This is a genomic window from Bradyrhizobium sp. 613_E4_N2_2, from assembly GCF_052075995.1.
GTDB classification, from domain to species: Bacteria; Pseudomonadota; Alphaproteobacteria; order Rhizobiales; family Xanthobacteraceae; genus Bradyrhizobium; species Bradyrhizobium barranii.
The window spans coordinates 5,636,858-5,654,136 of the sequence record NZ_CP197234.1; the positions used below are offsets into that span (position 1 = coordinate 5,636,858).

The window sequence follows — 17,279 nt, forward strand, 5'->3', positions numbered from 1 at the left end:
CGTGCGTCCTTTCTGGATTTCGGTTGAAAAAGTCGAGGCAGCGTCAGAGGCCGAGATCGCCCAGCAGTGTCGGCCATTTGTGAGCCCACGGACGCGCTTGTTCGAAGGCGCCGGAGGCGGCGAGCACGGTACGATCCGCCAGATGGCGACCAATGATTTGCATGCCGACAGGCAAACCGGTTTTGGTGAAGCCGGCGGGAATGGTCGCTGCTGGCTGGCCGGTCAAATTGCAGATGAAGGTGAAGCAGAGCCAATCGCCGGTAGAGACCATCTTCTCTTCGATGATCTCGGGCCCCTGCATGTAGAGCGGGAATGCCGGCACCGCGAGCGTTGGCGTGATCAGGAGGTCGTAGTTGGCCATGAACCGCCACATGCGGTTGCAGACCATCTGCCGGATCATCTTGGCGTCAGTGAATTCTTCCGCGGTCCATTGCCGCTGCAACAGCCCGACCAGGTGCGGCGACATTTCCTTTTCATGCCCCTTCATCATGCGGCGCATACCGGTGAGGTCGGTGTCGCCGGCGACGATGGTCCAGAAATGAGGGAACGGATCTTCCCATCCCGGATGAGCGCGCTCGATCGTGCAGCCAAGATCGGTCTCGAACACGCGCACCGCTTCAGACACGACGCGACGGACTTCCGGATCGACCGGCGCATAGCCCCAATCTTCGCTATAGGCAATGCGAAGGCCCTTGATGCTCTCCTTCACGGCGCCGACATAGTCGAAGTCGGCAGCCGGGATGGAATAGCGATCGCGCGGATCGGGTCCGGTGATCACCTTCAGCATCAGCGCCGAGTCGGTCACGGTGCGGCTCATCGGGCCGACGTGCTCGAGCGATTCCCAGCTCGAGACGCCGGGATAGCGTTCATCCCGGCAACCCGGGTAGAGCGGCACCCGCCCCATCGAGGCTTTGATTCCGTAGAGCCCGCAAAGCGCGGACGGAATGCGGATCGATCCGCCGCCATCGGAGCCGATTGCGAAAGGTGCGACGCCGGCCGCGACCGAAGCTCCGGAGCCAGCGCTCGATCCGCCGGATGTCATGTCGAGATTCCAGGGATTACGCGTCGCGGGAAAAACCGGGTTGTGGCCGACGCCGCTGTAGCCGAATTCCGGCACGTTGGTCTTGCCGATGATGACTGCGCCGGCGTCCTTCAGCCGCTCGACGACGATGTCGTCCTCATCCGGCACGAAGTCCCGGTAGAGCGGAGAACCCATCACCGTCAGGATGTCCTTGGTGGCGACGAGATCCTTGATTCCGATCGGTACACCCGCCAGCAGGCCGGGATCCTTGCCGGCTGCGATCTTGGCGTCGACTGCCGCGGCCGCAGCGCGCGCCACGTCGGGCGTCGGTGTGCAGAAGGCATGGATGTGCGGTTCGAGCTTCTCCATGCGGCGCAGAACGGCTTCGGTGACCTCGGCGGCGGATAGCTCCTTGTTCCTGACCTTAGCCGCGACGGTCGCGGCGTCCATGCGGCAGATCTGATTGTCAGCGCTCATCGGTTCCTCCATCGGGTGAAAGAGCGAAGTGGCAGGCGGCGAAATGGTCCGGGCCGACCGCGCGAAGCGGCGGCATGGCCTTGGTGCAGATGTCGGCCCCCTTGGGACAGCGGCCGTAAAAGCGGCAGACGTTGGGGTCCGGATCGATCGGGCTGGTCGGACTGCCGTCGAGTCGAGGCCGCGCTTCGCCACGCCGCGCCGGATCCGGGATCGCGGCGACCAGCGCCTGCGCATAGGGATGACGAGGCGCGGTGAACAGCGCCTCCGCCGGCGCGATCTCGACGATCTTGCCGAGATACATCACGACCACGCGCGAACAGAGAAGCCGCACCACGTTGAGATCGTGCGATACGAACAGGTAGCTCATCGCCAGCCGTGCGCGCAGGTCGGCGAGCAACCGCAGGATTACGGCTTGCACCGACACGTCGAGCGCCGAGGTCGGCTCGTCGAGGATCAGCAACGACGGCTCGACCGCAACGGCGCGCGCGATGCCCACCCGTGCGCGCTGGCCGCCCGACAATTGATGCGGGTAACGCTGCAGCAGTTCTTCTGGCAGTCCAACCAGCGCGGCGGTGGCGCGAACGCGGCTGTCCAACTCGGCACCGTTATTCATGCCGAGTAGCCGTTTCAAGGGATCGGCGATCGCCTGGAAAGCGCGGAACGATGGATTCAGGCTTTCGGTCGCGTCCTGGAACACCACCTGAATACGCCGCCGGCTTGCCGAGGACGCGAACTTCGCCTGCGCAATCGCGGTGAGATCCTCACCGCCGAGCAGGATCTGGCCCGCCGTGGGATCGATCAGCCGGCCAAGCAGGCGAACCATGGTGGATTTGCCGCAGCCGGATTCGCCGACCAAGCCGACGCTTTCACCGGCGCTGATCGTCAGATCCACATCGTCGACCGCGTGGAGCCGGGCGCCGCGCGAGGCCCGCTTGATCGGGTATAATTTGGACAGCGACCTGACTTCGAGCAGCGGCGTCATGACAGGGGAAACCGGCAGCGCACGACATGCGCGGGCGACAATTCGGTCCAGGGCAGCTCTGCCTCGTCGCAGATTAGTTGCCGCAGCTCGCAGCGTCCGCTGAAGCGGCACGGCGGCAACGCGCCGCGCAGATCGGGTAGATGGCCGGGAATGGAGTTGAGGTCGTCGAGACGCGATTCCGGAACGGGCGTGGCGGCGAGCAACTGGCGTGTATAGGGGTGGGCCGGATGATCCAGCAGCGCCTCGGTCGACGCGATCTCGACGATATGCCCGGCATGCATGACGGCGATCCGGTCGCAATATTCGCCGGCGAGCCCGAGATCGTGAGTGATCAGCAACGTCGACATCCGCGTCGAGCGGCTCATGTCCCTGATCAGGTCCATGATCACCGCCTGGGTTGTCACATCGAGCCCCGTCGTGGGCTCGTCCGCGATCAGGACCGACGGTGTGCAGGCCAGCGCCATGGCGATCATCACGCGCTGGCACATGCCGCCCGAGAGCTCGAACGGATAGGCTTCCGCCCGGCGTTCGGGATCGGGAATGCGGACTCGCGCCAGTGCTGCGATTGCCGCTTTCCTGAGATCACGACTCGGCAACCCGGCATGCTCCTGCAGCACGTCCTCGATCTGCTTGCCGACCTTACGGATCGGATTGAGCGCTGTGCGGGGGCTCTGGAAGATCATCGCCATCTCGCGTCCGCGCAGTTCGCGCATCGCTTCCGGGCGTGCCGCCAGAAGATCGATGCCGCCCATCGTGATGTTGCCTTTGGTGATCTGCGCCGCCTCATCGTTGAGGCCCATGACGGTGTAGGCCGTGACCGACTTTCCGGATCCACTTTCACCGACCACGCCGACGATCTCGCCGCGGCCGACCGACAAGCTCACGTCGTCCAGCGCCCGCACCACGCCGTGACGGGTGCGAAACTCCACTGACAGATTGTCGATCTCGAGCTGCGCCATTACACGCGTTTCCTCGGATCGAGCAGATCGCGCAGTCCGTCGCCCAGCATGTTGAAGGAGAACACCGCGAGCACGAGAGCGGCGCCCGGGAACATGAAGGCCCACCACTCGCCGGAAATGATGTAGCTGGCGCCTTCCGAGACCATGATGCCCCATTCCGGCGTCGGTGGTCGGACTCCGAGCCCGATGAAGGACAGGCCGGCGGCATTGAGGATCGCCCATCCCATGTTGAGCGAAGCCTGCACCATCATCGGCGGCAGGACGTTCGGGACGATATGGTTGAGCAGGACGCGCAGCGAGCCGTTGCCGCCCATGCGCGCCGCCTCGACATAGCCGAGCTCGCGCCGCACGTTCACCTCGGCGCGCGCGAAGCGGCAATAGAACGGCAGATTGATGATCATCGTGGCGATGATGATGTTGGCGACGCTGTTCCCGAGCGCCACCACGATGCCCATGGCGAGCACAAACAGCGGGAACGCCATGATGGTGTCCATGGCGCGACCGATGATGCGGTCAGTCCAGCCGCCGAAATAGCCGGCGAGCGAGCCGAGCGCCAGGCCAAGCACGAACGACAGCGCCACCGCCGAGACTGCCATCCCGAGGTCGAGGCGTGTCGCGACGATGACACGGCTGAGGATGTCGCGTCCGAGCGCGTCGGTCCCGAACGGATGCAGGGTGCTGGGCCGCGCCAGTTTGGTGGTGGCGGAGGTGACCAGAGGATCGTACGGCGCGATGTAAGGTCCGAAAATCGCGCACAGCGCCAGCAGCACCAGGATGATCACGGCCATCAGCGTCAGGCGGTTTTCGCCAAAGGCATAACCTGTGTTGCGGGCGAGCGTGACTATACTCATCGCTCAGCCCTCGAACCGGACGCGGGGATCGACCAGCGTCGCGAAAATGTCGACGGCGAGATTAAGCAGCACGTAAAGCACCGCCATCATCAAGACGAAGCCCTGAACCGCTGCGTAATCGGACGCGATGACGGCCGAGACCGCGTAGGCGCCGACACCCTGCCAGCCGAACACCTGTTCGATCAGGACGTTGGACCCGAGCAGGAAGGAGAACACCATACCGAGCACGCTGCTGACCGGCAGCAGCACGTTGCGGAATGCGTAGGTCATCAGGATCTTGCGCACCGGCAAGCCGCTGGCGCGCGCAGTACGGATGAAGTCGCTGCCGAGCGCCTCCAACATGGCCGCGCGCGTGATGCGCGCGATCGGCGCCAGCGCGAACAGGCCGAGCGATATCGCGGGCAGGATCAGCTGAGACAACGACGCGCGGAGCACCGGCCAATCGCCCGCGATGAGTGCGTCGATGGTGTAGGCCCCGGTGACGTGCGGTGGCGGCGAGAAGGCGATCTCGTTCAGACGGCCGAGCGGCTGCGGCGCCCAGCCGAGCAGGAAATAGAAGATGTAGACGAACAGCAGCCCGACGAAGAACGTTGGGAAAGCGGCGCTCACGGTGACCAGCGCACGGCAGGCGTGATCGACGCTTCCGTTGATGCGGGTCGCGGCCCACACCCCCATCGGGATGGCGATGCTGATCGCGAACAAAAGCGCAAAGGACGACAATTCCAGCGATGCAGGCAGCCGCTCGAGCAGATCGGTCAACACCGGCTGTCCCGTGGTGAGCGAACGGCCGAGGTTGCCCTGCGCGAGGTCACCGACATAGTGCACGAACTGCACTGGAAGCGGGCGATCGAGGCCCAGCGTGGCGCGGATGTTCTCGATCGATGCGGCGTTCGCGGCGGGGCCGGCGAAATACGCCGCCGGGTCACCCGGCAGGGCGTGGGAGATGAAAAAGGTCAGGACGACGACGCCGATCAGACTCGGGATGGTGCCCAGCAAACGTTTCCAAACGAAAGCCATCAGCGGTTCGCCTGCCGTTATTCGCCGGTGCGACGGCCATGCCGGAGCGCATCAACGTGGTCGGGCCCCATCGACATCGGATACAGCCAGGGGCAGTTGGCATGCATCACAGTCATGTCTGGGTTTAAGCAAGCGTTATGCCAGCTCGTCTTTCGGAACCTTTGGGTGCGAGAGCCAGCGGATCAGCGCGTTTTACTGTGAAGCAGGCTCGCGCGGGCGCAGGAAATGAAGTGGCTTTGAAGCACCCTGCTGCAGTTTTCGCCACATGCATGAAATTCATGCACCGTGAGCCTGATCGCTCGGCTCAGTGAACCTGGGGGGTATTGACCCAGACGATCCGCGCTTCGTCCGGCCCGACGTTGCGATAGCTGTTGGTCAGATACGCCTTGAAGAAAAAGGAATCGCCTGAAGTCATCAGATAGGTGGTGTCGTCGATGGTGAGCTCGATGGTTCCGGACACGAGATAGCCGACGGCTTCGCCCTGATGGGTAATCAGATCGATCTTCTCGCCTCCCGAGGCCACCACGTGAACATTGGCTTCGAGCAGATTTCCGGCGGCTACCGGCACCAGGCGCTCATACACGACGCCCGTGCCACCGCGCAGCGCATCAACAGGCACCTTGAGCCGATCCTCGGGCTTCTGCACCAGCTTGTAGTCGTCGATCCGCAGGCCAAAGAACGAGGCCATGTCGCGGTCGAGCGCGTCGACCATCTTAGCGAGCATCGGCAGCGACGGCATGACCTTCCCGGCCTCGATCTTGGAGATCATGCTCTCGTCGCATCCGACGACCTGCGCCAGGTCTCGCATTCGCAGCCCCTTGGACAAGCGGGCACGCCGGATACGCGGACCAATATTCAAGGTGTTGTTTTCAGAGCTCACGCAACATTTTCCAGCCAGTTGGACGGGAAGTGTATGCATCATAATCACATGATTTACCAGCATGCTGGGGCGAAGTTGGGCGAAACCGAACTCTTCGCCCGCCTACGGGCGAGGCCCGCCCCCGACCTGACAAGCGAGAGCCGTTGGCTTCTACCGTCCAGGCGACCTTGGGTCTCGCCAATTTCAACCGCTTGGCCTCAAGGGACTGCCCGTCAAGACAAGGGCCCGCGAGCCAAGTTAAACAGTCCGGGTGAGCGAGCGGTAACTTGCTGGGTCGACTTGTGGCCCGAACGCGAAGCCCGGACGGGCTCTGAAATCGCCCGGTTGTCGCGGCAGATCAGACGGGACCGGCGGCGATTAGGACAGCGCCCGTTGACCCGAAGCGGACGACACGCCAATACGCCGACTGACATCTGCCTCCGCCTAGCGATCAACGCATAACCAGCGAACCAAGATAGCCAGCTGCGGCACAGGCTACGAGCAGATCAGTCAGCATTGCCTGACTTGCACCTTACCCGGCGGAGCGTGATCCGCGTCAATTCGGATGGTCGACCGAGCCGTAACGCAAAGCCTGGCCATAGGGCCGTGCCGTTATTCACGTAGAGCGTCATCCCGTCCACGTCGTATTGACCCGAGACGTAACCCGCGTTGGCGCGCGCGGCCAACCTGTCGAGCCCTAGAATCAGTCCTCCGTGCGTATGTCCGGACAGTTGCAGAGCCACGCCAAGCGCCGCGGCGTTTCGTGCGTCACCTGGCTGGTGGTCGAGCAGAATGAGAGGAGCACCTTCTGGAGCGCCTTCAAGGACCGCAGCGAGATCGCGGTCGGGATGTCCTCTATGGCGCGACGCCCGGTCGGTGATGCCAGCGAGGACCAACTTACCGCCATTGCGCTCGAGAACGATGTGCCTGTTCTCGAGCGAGAGCAGTCCCAACGCGGCGAAGTGCGCCATCCATGTGCTGTAGCCGAAAATGTATTCGTGATTCCCGGAGATCACGTAGACGCCGTCGGGCGCCCTCAAGTCCCGCAACGGCTCGATGTCGGCGCGTCGCGCTTCGAGCGTGCCATCGATCAGATCTCCCGTGATGGCGATTAAGTCCACGCCGAGCTTGTTTGATCGCTCGACAACAGCGCGCGCCCATGATGCTGGAAAGAGGCGGCTGATGTGAAGATCAGTGAGTTGCAGAATGGTGTAACCGTCGAATTGCCGCGGAAGTCCGGAGACGCGGACTTCGACGTCCTTCAGCGGCGGAATCCTCATTGCCTGATGGACGCCGGTCGCAGCCGCAATCGATGCTAACCCGGCCAACCCGTAGCGGACAACGTCGGGGGCACTCAGGGGGCCGCCGTGGATCAGCAACCCTAATAGAAGTCCGGCATCGAGCATCACTTGAAGCAGCGCCAGCAGAACGAGCGCGCCGAAAGCCCAGTTGAAGATAGCGACAACCGGTCGCGGGAATTCCGGAGAGAACACAGAGCCTGACGAGAGCTTGCTCCACCGGTGAAACTGCAATGCGACCAATGCAAGCGCTGCCATTGCGAACTTGATCGAGGGCGGCAACTGCAGCGGCCAGATGAAGCGGGTCAGGATAAGGAGATAGACCAGGCCGAATAAGAATTGAGAAATGAGTTTGCTCCGGATTTGATCGGTGCGGCATTCTTACACAGAACCAGCGCGACAGCGGCGCCCCATAACCGGTTCTTCAGTTTCCGAAGGTTGTGGCGAGCATCGATGGTCTTTCCGGAAATTTCTTCGTCGCGCATCCCCACTCTGGGGTCCATTTTGCCAAGCCGCACTCCGGATTTCAGAGGCACCTTAGCAGAGTGCCCCGCTCGCTTAGTGAGAAAAACCTTACCTGTTAACAACATCTTACGGCACTTTTTCAAAAGCACAGGGGTATTCCACCCTGCCCGGCTGTTCGTTTTCTCTGGTTCGGCTGATCGCAATTGCCTGTAGCTACGCTTGCATGGAAATTGCATAAATTCTGGGCGACATGGACGCCGCATGAACCTCATCAGTCTCGACATCCGCATGCTCCGGTCGCTGATCTCGGTGGTCGAGACCGGCAGCATCACTGAGACCGCGCGACGGCTGGGCCGCACCCAACCGGCGATCACCCTGCAATTGCAGCGGCTGGAGGAGCTCACCGGCAAGCAGTTGTTCGAGCATGGCGGCCGCAGGCTGACGTTGACCGATGACGGCAGCACGGTTCTCACTTACGCCAGATCCATCCTGAGGCTGCATGACGAACTGATTTCGCAACTTGCGTCACAGGAAATCGAGGGCCATGTCGTGCTTGGCACGCCGGATCTCTACGCCGCCTTCATGCTCCCCTCGATCCTCAGCGTGTTCCGAAAATCCTTTCCTCGCGTGCAGGTCCAGCTCAACTGCGCGCTCTCGACGCCACTGGTCGGTCTCGTCAAGCGCGGCGATGTCGACATCGCGCTGGTCACACGGATGAATGATTTCACCGGGGGCCAGGTGGTGCGGCGCGAGCAGTTGGTTTGGATGACCGGTGATCAATCCGCCGCGCACCAGGAGCGCCCGATTCCGCTCGCGCTCTTGCCGCCTGGCAACATCTATCGCGACTACGCCATCGATACGCTAGAGCGCGCGAATCTGCGCTGGCGCATCGCCTGCGTCAGCGAAAGCGTCGGCGGCCTGCAGGCCGCCGCGTTCGCCGGCATGGCCGTCACCGTGCTCGGCCGCAGCGCGCTGGTGCCGACGATGCGCCAGATCGGTCCCAACGAGGGCCTGCCGCCGCTGCCGAAGATCGAGCTGCTGCTCTACAAATCGAGCGGCGCGACTTCGAAAGCCGCGACCGCACTGCACGACTACCTGGCGCACTATCTGCGCCTCGACGAAGAGCTCAACGGCCGCGGGGTACCGATCGAGTTGTCCTAGCACTACGCCTTCGCGCGCGTTCGCCCTATCTCGTTGAGCGCCAGCGACGGCCAAAACTTTGCCCAGGGCTGCGCCTGCTCGAACGCCGCAGCGATGCGGAAGATCGTGGGCTCGTCGAGCCAGGGCGCGACGATTTGAAGACCAATCGGCAGGCCATCCCGGTCAAAACCGCAAGGCAAAGTCGCGGCCGGAAGGCCAGCGAGGTTGATTGGCCAGGTGAAGGGCGACCAGCCGAGATGCGGATCAACCTGGTTACCGTCGATCTTGCCGACGCCGATCTTGCCGGCTTCGAACGCGGTCACCGCAACCGTTGGCGTCACTAGCGCATCGACCCGCTCAAACAGCTTTAGGAATGCATTGCGCGCCTGGCCGCGCCGATAGCTAGCTTCGATATAGTCCGTGCCACTGTAGTGGCGGCCGGCGGTAACGACGTCGCGATAATCGGCTTCCGAGCTGGCCAAATCAGCCGTGGTCTTCGTCGCAACCGCCGCCGCCTGCTCGGTGAAGGCGATCGGCTTCAGCGTGTGTTCCAAAATGCCGGCATCGAGGCCCGGACCATCGATAGTGACCTGTGCACCGCAGGCATCGAGAACGGCGATCGCCTTGTTGAACGCTGCGCGCACATCGGTGCTGACCGCGGCGTAGCCGAGATCGGCGCTGGCGCCGATACGAACGCCATTCAACGGAACAGCGTTGGTGTCGAAGCGACGGGACGGCACGGGCAGACTTGCGGCATCGCGCATGTCGTAGCCGGCGATAATTTCCAGCGTGAGCGCGGCATCCGCGACCGTCCGCGTGATCGGTCCGGTGTGCGCGAGCGAGGCCCAGGATGGCGGCGAGAAACCGGGCGAGCGCGGCACGAGGCCAAAGGTCGGCTTCAGCCCGAACACGCCGCAGAAGGATGATGGAACACGGATCGATCCGACGCCGTCGGTGCCGATCGCGATCGGGCCGCAGCCCGCGGCAACGCCCGCGGCCGCGCCGCCGCTCGAGCCGCCGCTGGTGCGACCGGGATTCCAGGGATTTCGCGTGGTACCCGTGACCGGACTGTCGGCCGTCAGCTTGTAGCCGGACTCGCAAGTCGTAGTCTTGCAGGTGATGATCGCGCCCGATGCCTTCAGCGCCGACACCACCGCGGCATCCACGTCGGGCACGAACGTCTTGTTCATCGGCGAGCCGGCATAGGCTGGCACGCCCGCAACAAAGACGAGGTCTTTAATGGTGACCGGTACGCCGGCGAGTGGCCCCTTGGCCTCGCCCGCGCGCATCTCCTTGGTGACGCGGTCGGCTTCCGCCCTCGCCTGCCCGTACATCGGCGTCACCACCGCATTGCAAGCCTCATGCGTCGCTTCGAGCGCAGCTATCGTATCGTCCACGACATCACGCGGAGTAAACGTCTTGCGCCGATAGCCGGCCATGATCTCGGTTGCAGAAAGCGCGCCAAGGCCAGTCGGCGCTGGCGGGAAGGCCGTTCGGCCGGAACCATCAGTCATCATCAACCCTAAAAAGCTAGCTGAGCGCCGCGTCGACGGCACGTTTGGCCATGACCGTGACGAGATGCGCACGGTAGTCGGCTTCGGCATGGATGTCGGAGGTGAGGCCGTCGGTGTCGACCTTGATCGCCGCGATCGCGGACGGATCGAACTTTTGCGACAGCGCTTCCTCCATCGGCGGCACGCGGAACACACCCGACCCTGCTCCAGTCACAGCCACGCGAACGCCGTCGGAAAATTTAGCGACGAACACGCCAACCAGCGCATAGCGCGACGCCGGCGCCTTGAACTTTGCATAACCTGCCTTGAGCGGCACTGGAAGGCGGATCGCAGTGATGATCTCGCCCGGTTCGAGCGCGGTCTCGAACAGGCCGAGGAAGAAATCGTCAGCCGCGATGTCGCGCGTGCTGGTGACGATGGTCGCGCCGAGGCCGAGCACGCCGGCGGGATAATCGGCAGCCGGATCGTTGTTCGCGACCGAACCGCCGATGGTGCCGCGGCTGCGTACCGCAGGATCGCCGATCATCGCGGCCAGCGCCGCAAGCCCGGGGATCTTTGCCTGCACCAGTCTCGAGGCAGCCACAACGGCGTGCGGCGTCATCGCGCCGATCGTGACGGTGGCGCCGTCATCGTTGATGCCCTTGAGAGATCCGAGCTTCGACAGGTCGACCAGCGCGACGGGACTGGCCAGCCGCTGTTTCAGGGTCGGAATCAGTGTCATCCCGCCAGCTACGAGCTTGCTGTCCTCAATCGAGGTCAGCAATCGTGCCGCGTCGGGAATCTCGGCCGGCTGGTGATAGGCAAACGATTTCATTGTTGTTCTCCCTATTCCGCCGCGACCGGCAGCGACGCATTTTGCAGCAGGCGCCAGATCCGGTTCGGCGTCGCCGGCATGTCGACATGGGTCACACCCAGATGCGACAGCGCATCGACCACCGCGTTGATGACGGCTGCCGGCGAGCCGATGGTCCCGACTTCGCCGCAGCCCTTCACACCCATCGGCGTGTGCGTGCAGAGCGTGGAGTGGGTCGCAACCTTCATCATCGGCATGTGGTCGGCCCGTGGCATGCAATAATCCATTAGCGAACCAGACAGGAGCTGGCCTGAGCCCTCGTCATAGACCGCGCTCTCGAACAGCGCCTGACCGACACCCTGGACGATGCCGCCGTGCAACTGGCCTTCGACGATCATCGGATTGATCACCGTGCCGACGTCATCCACGGCCGTGTAGTTGACTAGTGTCACCGTGCCAGTTTCCGGATCGACCTCGACCTCGGCGATGTGGCAGCCGCCGGGATAGGTGAAGTTGACGGGATCGTAGTAGGCCTGCTCCTCTAGCCCTGGTTCCAGCACTTCCAGCGGATAATTATGCGGCACATAGGCAGCGCCCGCGATCTCCTCGAACGACTTGATGCGGTCCGTACCCGCGACTGAGAAGTTTCCGGCCTCGAACTGGATATCGACTTCGGAAGCCTCGAGCAGATGCGCCGCGATCTTCTTGCCTTTCGCAATCACCTTGTCGGTCGCCTTGGACAGCGCCGCGCCGCCGACCACCAGCGAGCGGGAGCCATAGGTGCCCATGCCGAACTGCACGCGATCGGTGTCCCCGAACACGATGTCGACATTCTCAAAGGAGACGCCGAGCTTCTCCGAGACGATCTGCGCGAACGTCGTCTCATGGCCCTGGCCGTGATTGTGCGTGCCGATCATGACCGTTACCTGGCCCGTTGGATGCACGCGCACCGTGGCGCTCTCATAGAGGCCACCGCGCGCGCCGAGCCGTCCCGCAAAACGCGATGGCGCCAGGCCGCAGGCCTCAACATAAGTCGAGTAGCCGAGCCCGCGGAATTTTCCCTTGCTGGCCGAGGCCGCCTTACGGATGCCGAAATTTTTGACGTCGGCCGCGACCAGCGCGCCGTCGAGGCACCCCATCGGATCGCCGGAATCGTACTGCACCAGCACCGGCGTCTGGTACGGATAGGCCTCTTTCGGAATCATGTTACGGCGGCGGATCTCAACGCGGTCGATGCCCATCTCGCTGGCTGCGACATCGACGATGCGTTCCAGCACGAACGTCGCCTCGGGTCGGCCGGCGCCGCGATAGGCGTCGACCGGCACGGTGTTGGTGAACACCACCTTCACATTGCAGTAGATCGCGGGCGTGGTGTAGACACCGCCGAGCAAGGGCCCATAAAGATTGGTCGGGATGTTCGGCCCGAACGTCGAGAGATAGCCGCCCATATTGGCAAGCGTGTTGACGCGGAACGCCAGGAATTTTCCGGTCTCGTCGAGCGCGAGTTCGGCCTCGGTGACGTGATCGCGGCCGTGACGATCGGAAACGTAGCCCTCCGAGCGGCTCGCGACCCATTTGATCGGCCGCATCACCCGCTTGGCGGCCCAGGTGATGACGGCCTCTTCGCCGTAGTGGAACTGCTTGACACCAAAACCGCCGCCAACATCCGGAGCGACCACGCGCAGCTTGTGCTGGGGAATGTTCAGGACCAGAGCGCCCATCAGGAAGCGCACGACATGGGGGAACTGGCTGGTGGTCCACAACGTGAAGCGGTCGGTGCCCGGCTCATACTCGGCTATCGCGGCACGCGGCTCCATCGGGTTGCCGATCAGGCGGTTGTTGACCAGGCTCAGCTTTGCAACATGCGCGGCCTTGCGGAAGGCGGTCTCGACCGCGGCCTTGTCGCCGAGCTCCCAGTCGCAGCAGATGTTGTTCGGCACATCATCAAACAGTTGGGGTGCGCCCGGCCGGACCGCCTCGAGCACGCCCACTACGGACGGCAGGACCTCGTAGTCGACGGTCAATAGTTCCGCTGCCGCATTGGCCTGCTCCGGCGTATCGGCGATAACGAAGGCGACCATGTCGCCGACGAAGCGCACCTTGCCCTGAGCCAGCATCGGGAACGGCGGCTCCTTCATCGGCACGCCCTTGGCGTCCGAGATGCCCCAACCGCAGGGCAACGAACCCAGTCCGTCAGTCTTGACGTCGTCGCCGGTCAGGACAGCAATGACCCCGGGCGAAGCCAGCGCCGCACTCTTATCGACGCCGCGCAGAATCGCGTGGCCATGCGGAGAGCGCACGAACACGCCCGCGGTCATGCCGGGACGCTTGATGTCGGAGACGTAATTGCCGCGGCCGGTCAGGAACCGCTGGTCCTCCTTGCGCTTCGGCGAGGCGCCAATGCCAATCACATTGCCCATGGTCACTCTCCCTTGGCAGCGTTCATGGCGGCAGCGCCGGCCATCACTGAGACGACGATGTTCTGGTATCCGGTGCAACGGCAGATATTGCCCTCGAGGCCGTGGCGGACGTCCGCCTCCGTCAGCGTTGGCTTCTCAGTGGCGAGCGCCACCGCCGTCATCAGCATACCGGGCGTGCAGAATCCGCACTGGAGGCCGTGATGTTCGCGAAACGCCTCCTGCATCGGATGCATCCGATTCGAGCCGGGTTCACTCCTCAGCCCTTCGATCGTCAGCAGCGTCGCGCCGTCGAGCGCAGGCGCGAGCAGCGTGCAACTCTTCACCGGGAGGCCGTCGAGATGCACCACGCAGGCCCCGCACTGGCTGGTGTCACAACCGATATGCGTGCCGGTCAGATTGAGCTGCTCGCGCAGCAGCTCGGCGACGAGCGTCGCCGGTTCGACGTCAACGGTGGTTGGCCGGTCGTTGAGAGTGAAGGATATCTGCACGGTCATACTCCTGTGCGCGATGGGGTCTTCAGGCTAGTGGAAGTGCGCTGCCGGTGGCCCATGTGGCCATGACGACATCGCCGACGGTGAACGGATCTGCGAAGAAGGTCTTTTCCGGCACATAAGCCACGAACTCGTCGTCCGGCACGGTGTCGAGCATGACCTTGACGAAATAGCCCTGATATTCGATCGCGAGCACGCGGCTTGGCAGCGACGTGCTGCAGCCGGGCGGCAACTCCCGGCCCGGCCTGACCAGCGCGACGTCGTCACGGCGCACAGCGATATCAACCTTGTCGCCCACGGAGACAGTCGAGCGCGCCTGGAGTGGCACTTCGATTCCTGAAGGCGCGGCCTGTGCGAGTGTAAAGCTTGCACCGTTGACCTTCTCCACCCGCCCCGACAGCACATTCTGACCGCCCATGAATTCGGCGACATAACGGTCGTGCGGGTGGGCGTATACGTCGCGCGCGGCCCCCGCCTGCTTGATCTTGCCCTGCTCCATCACCACCACGAGATCGGCGAGCGCAATCGCTTCGAGCTGGGTGTGGGTGACATGGATGAAGGTGATGCCGAGCTCTCGCTGCATCCGCCTGAGCTCTTGGCGCATCTGTACGCGTAGCTGCTCGTCGAGCGCGGAGAGCGGCTCGTCGAGCAGCAGCACGCGCGGCTCTGTGATCGCCGCGCGCGCCAGCGCCACACGCTGCTGCTGGCCGCCAGAAAGTTGCGCCGGCAGGCGGTCAGCGAATTGCGTCAGCCGGACCTTCTCGATCATGACGTCGGCGGCGCGCAGGCGATCGGTCTTCGACATCCCGCGCACGCGCAACGCAAAGGCTATGTTGTCGCGCACGGTGAGATGCGGGAACAGCGCGTAGGACTGGAACATCATCGCCGTGCGCCGCTGGGCCGGCGCAAGCCCCACGACGTTCTGGCCACCGATCACGATCTCGCCCGCGGTCGGGTCCTCATGGCCCGCAATCATGCGCAGAATCGTGGTCTTGCCGCAGCCTGAGGGGCCGATGAAGCAGCAATAGGCTCCGTCGGCGATCTTGAGGTTGACGCCGTCGACCACGTAGGTCGCTCCGTCAAAACTCTTGCCGACGCCAGCCAGTTCGATATCACCGCGATCGCTCTTCATATTCCAGCTCAGCCCTTTGCGCTGCTGCCGCGCCTCTTCTGGATCAGCACGATGCTGCCCAGGCTCGCGCCAATGACGATGAATGAGACGATGGTCGTCACCGTGCCGAGCGCGTAGAGCGAGGGCGAGGTGACATTCAGCGTCATGCTCCAGATTTCCAGCGGCAGCGTGTTCAGCGAGCCCGCCGTCTGGAGGCTGCGCGCGAACTCGTCGTAGGAGAGCGTAAAGCCGAACAGCGCCACCGCGACGATGCCGGGCACCAGCACCGGGATCATCACCAGCCAGATCGACTGCCAGCGACTGGCGCCGAGATCGTAGGCCGCTTCCTCCCAGACGTGATTGAAGCGCGACATCACCGCGAACATCACGAGCACGCCGAACGGCAGCGTCCAGGACAGCTGCGCGCCGAGCGCCGAGGTGTACCAGCTGGCGTTCAGTCCGAGCGCCTGAAACAGCAGGCCGGTGCCAAGACCGAGCACCAGCCCGGGCGCAACAAGGCTACCAATCATCATGTAGAACACGACGGTGTCGCCTCGAAAGCGCTTGCGGAAGCCGAGCCCTGCCAGAAAGGACACCACCACTGTGATCACGGTGACGATGACCGCAAGCTTGATCGAGCGGTCGAATGAGCCCTTGACGTCGCCGGTCCGCACCTGCGTGAAGAGATCGACGAACCAATGCAGCGAGTGGCCCTTCATCGGGAACACGAGGCCGCCGCGGATATCCTGAAACGACAGGACATAAATGCAGAACATCGGCCCGTAGAGCGCGATCACGTAGAACCCGAATAGCGTCGCAAGAACGTAGAAGGTCCAGGGCCGGCCGCCCTTGCTCGGTGCGATCGCCCTCCTGGTCGCGGGCGCGGCCGTTTCGGGCATGTCGGCGAGAGCGGCGCTCATCGCGTGATCTCCTGCCGGATATCAACCGTACGTAGGATCAACGAGACGATCGCGACCAGCACGAGAGTCAGCAGTACAGCGCTCGCCGCCGCGGTCGGATATTGCAGCACGCCCACGTCCTCGTAGAACGCGCTGACCACCGAGGCCGAGCCGCCGCCGGACATCACTTTCACCACAAAGAAGTCGCCCATTACGATCGAGACCACGAAGATGGTGCCGAGCGCGATGCCACTCTTGGACATCGGCACCACGATCAGACGCATGATGTCGAAACGGCTGGCGCCGGCGTCGATCGCGGCCTCGATCAGCCTCTTGTCGATCCGCGCCATGGAGTTGAAGATTGGCACGATCATGAAGATCGTGAGCTGGTGGACATAGGCGATGACCACCGCAAGGTCGGAGAACAGCAACACCTCAAGCGGCTGGCGGATTACGCCTAGCGCCAATAGCGCCTGGTTAATCAGGCCTTCCTTGCCGAGCAGAGGAATCCAGGAGATCATCCGAATGATGTTCGAGGTCCAGAACGGCACCGTGCACAGCAGGAACAGGCCGATCGCAAGCAGCTGATTACGAACGTGGAAGACCAGAAAATAGGCGACAAAAAAGCCGATAATCAGCGTGAAGATCCAGGTCAGCACCGTGAACTTGATGGTCGCCAGATACAGCTTCAGCGTCAGCGCCGAATGCAGCACATCGATGTAGCTCGCCAGCGTGAAGTCGGGCGTGAGGCCGCCAAAACCGTCAGTGGCGAAGAAGCTCGCCGCCAGCACGACCAAGATCGGCGCCACGAAGAACGGCACGAGCACCAGGACCAGCGGCGACACATAGAGCCAGCCGGCGAGATGGTCGCGTGGCGGAGCTTGAGTTGAAATTGGACTCGGCTGCATATCGGCCTCGAACTCGGTCTTCTCGCATCGGCGCGCGACCGCGCCGATGCCGTCGTCAGGTCGCGGAAAGCAGG

Annotated in this window: 15 protein-coding genes; 1 reads left to right on the forward strand and 14 read right to left on the reverse strand. The window is 63.4% G+C overall.

From position 1 onward, the window contains the following. Nucleotides 1-43 precede the first annotated feature (43 nt). The 7 genes from AB7290_RS27305 to AB7290_RS27335 form a co-directional block, all read right to left on the reverse strand. Nucleotides 44-1,498, reverse strand: a complete 1,455-nt coding sequence (locus AB7290_RS27305) for an amidase (protein WP_085404948.1) — start codon at nucleotides 1,496-1,498, stop codon at nucleotides 44-46. Next, nucleotides 1,488-2,480, reverse strand: coding sequence for an ABC transporter ATP-binding protein (locus AB7290_RS27310; RefSeq protein ID WP_085404908.1), 993 nt, complete (start codon nucleotides 2,478-2,480; stop codon nucleotides 1,488-1,490). Before AB7290_RS27310 ends, AB7290_RS27305 begins: the two co-directional genes overlap by 11 nt. Then, a complete protein-coding gene (locus AB7290_RS27315; RefSeq protein ID WP_085404909.1) occupies nucleotides 2,477-3,439 on the reverse strand; it encodes an ABC transporter ATP-binding protein in 963 nt (320 codons plus the stop codon). The genes AB7290_RS27310 and AB7290_RS27315 overlap by 4 nt, the downstream gene beginning before the upstream one ends. Next, nucleotides 3,439-4,290, reverse strand: a complete 852-nt coding sequence (locus AB7290_RS27320) for an ABC transporter permease (protein WP_085404910.1) — start codon at nucleotides 4,288-4,290, stop codon at nucleotides 3,439-3,441. Before AB7290_RS27320 ends, AB7290_RS27315 begins: the two co-directional genes overlap by 1 nt. Before the next feature lie 3 nt (nucleotides 4,291-4,293). Next, complete coding sequence (locus AB7290_RS27325) at nucleotides 4,294-5,310, reverse strand: ABC transporter permease (RefSeq protein WP_063984046.1); 1,017 nt, start codon at nucleotides 5,308-5,310, stop codon at nucleotides 4,294-4,296. Between the two features lie 301 nt (nucleotides 5,311-5,611). Further along, complete coding sequence (locus AB7290_RS27330) at nucleotides 5,612-6,187, reverse strand: cupin domain-containing protein (RefSeq protein ID WP_162137008.1); 576 nt, start codon at nucleotides 6,185-6,187, stop codon at nucleotides 5,612-5,614. Nucleotides 6,188-6,672: 485 nt separating this feature from the next. Next, entirely contained in the window at nucleotides 6,673-7,812 is a 1,140-nt protein-coding gene (locus AB7290_RS27335) for a metallophosphoesterase (protein WP_094184484.1), read from the reverse strand. A gap of 378 nt (nucleotides 7,813-8,190) precedes the next feature. On the opposite strand from AB7290_RS27335, the gene AB7290_RS27340 reads away from it, so the two are divergent. Next, nucleotides 8,191-9,090, forward strand: coding sequence for a LysR substrate-binding domain-containing protein (locus tag AB7290_RS27340; protein ID WP_085404912.1), 900 nt, complete (start codon nucleotides 8,191-8,193; stop codon nucleotides 9,088-9,090). Nucleotides 9,091-9,092: 2 nt separating this feature from the next. On the opposite strand, the gene AB7290_RS27345 is transcribed toward AB7290_RS27340, so the two are convergent. Genes AB7290_RS27345 through AB7290_RS27375 form a run of 7 tightly spaced genes read right to left on the reverse strand, consistent with a single transcriptional unit; the run spans nucleotide 9,093 to nucleotide 17,205 of the window. Next, complete coding sequence (locus AB7290_RS27345; RefSeq protein WP_085404949.1) at nucleotides 9,093-10,583, reverse strand: amidase; 1,491 nt, start codon at nucleotides 10,581-10,583, stop codon at nucleotides 9,093-9,095. A gap of 16 nt (nucleotides 10,584-10,599) precedes the next feature. Then, on the reverse strand, nucleotides 10,600-11,397 hold the full coding sequence (locus AB7290_RS27350; protein ID WP_085404913.1) for an FAD binding domain-containing protein: 798 nt from the start codon (nucleotides 11,395-11,397) through the stop codon (nucleotides 10,600-10,602). 11 nt (nucleotides 11,398-11,408) lie between these two features. After that, nucleotides 11,409-13,796 (reverse strand): xanthine dehydrogenase family protein molybdopterin-binding subunit, encoded by a 2,388-nt coding sequence (locus AB7290_RS27355; RefSeq protein ID WP_063984051.1) that lies wholly within the window; start codon nucleotides 13,794-13,796, stop codon nucleotides 11,409-11,411. Between the two features lie 2 nt (nucleotides 13,797-13,798). Continuing rightward, nucleotides 13,799-14,290: a (2Fe-2S)-binding protein gene (locus AB7290_RS27360; protein ID WP_187387739.1), complete on the reverse strand. Its 492-nt coding sequence runs from the start codon at nucleotides 14,288-14,290 to the stop codon at nucleotides 13,799-13,801. A 22-nt stretch (nucleotides 14,291-14,312) separates the two neighbouring features. Then, nucleotides 14,313-15,419 (reverse strand): ABC transporter ATP-binding protein, encoded by a 1,107-nt coding sequence (locus AB7290_RS27365; protein WP_063984052.1) that lies wholly within the window; start codon nucleotides 15,417-15,419, stop codon nucleotides 14,313-14,315. 8 nt (nucleotides 15,420-15,427) lie between these two features. Next, nucleotides 15,428-16,318 carry an ABC transporter permease gene (locus AB7290_RS27370; RefSeq protein ID WP_441254209.1) on the reverse strand — a complete coding sequence of 297 codons (891 nt, stop codon included), beginning with the start codon at nucleotides 16,316-16,318 and terminating at the stop codon, nucleotides 15,428-15,430. After that, on the reverse strand, nucleotides 16,315-17,205 hold the full coding sequence (locus AB7290_RS27375; RefSeq protein ID WP_085404915.1) for an ABC transporter permease: 891 nt from the start codon (nucleotides 17,203-17,205) through the stop codon (nucleotides 16,315-16,317). The genes AB7290_RS27370 and AB7290_RS27375 overlap by 4 nt, the downstream gene beginning before the upstream one ends. Between the last annotated feature and the right edge of the window lie 74 nt (nucleotides 17,206-17,279).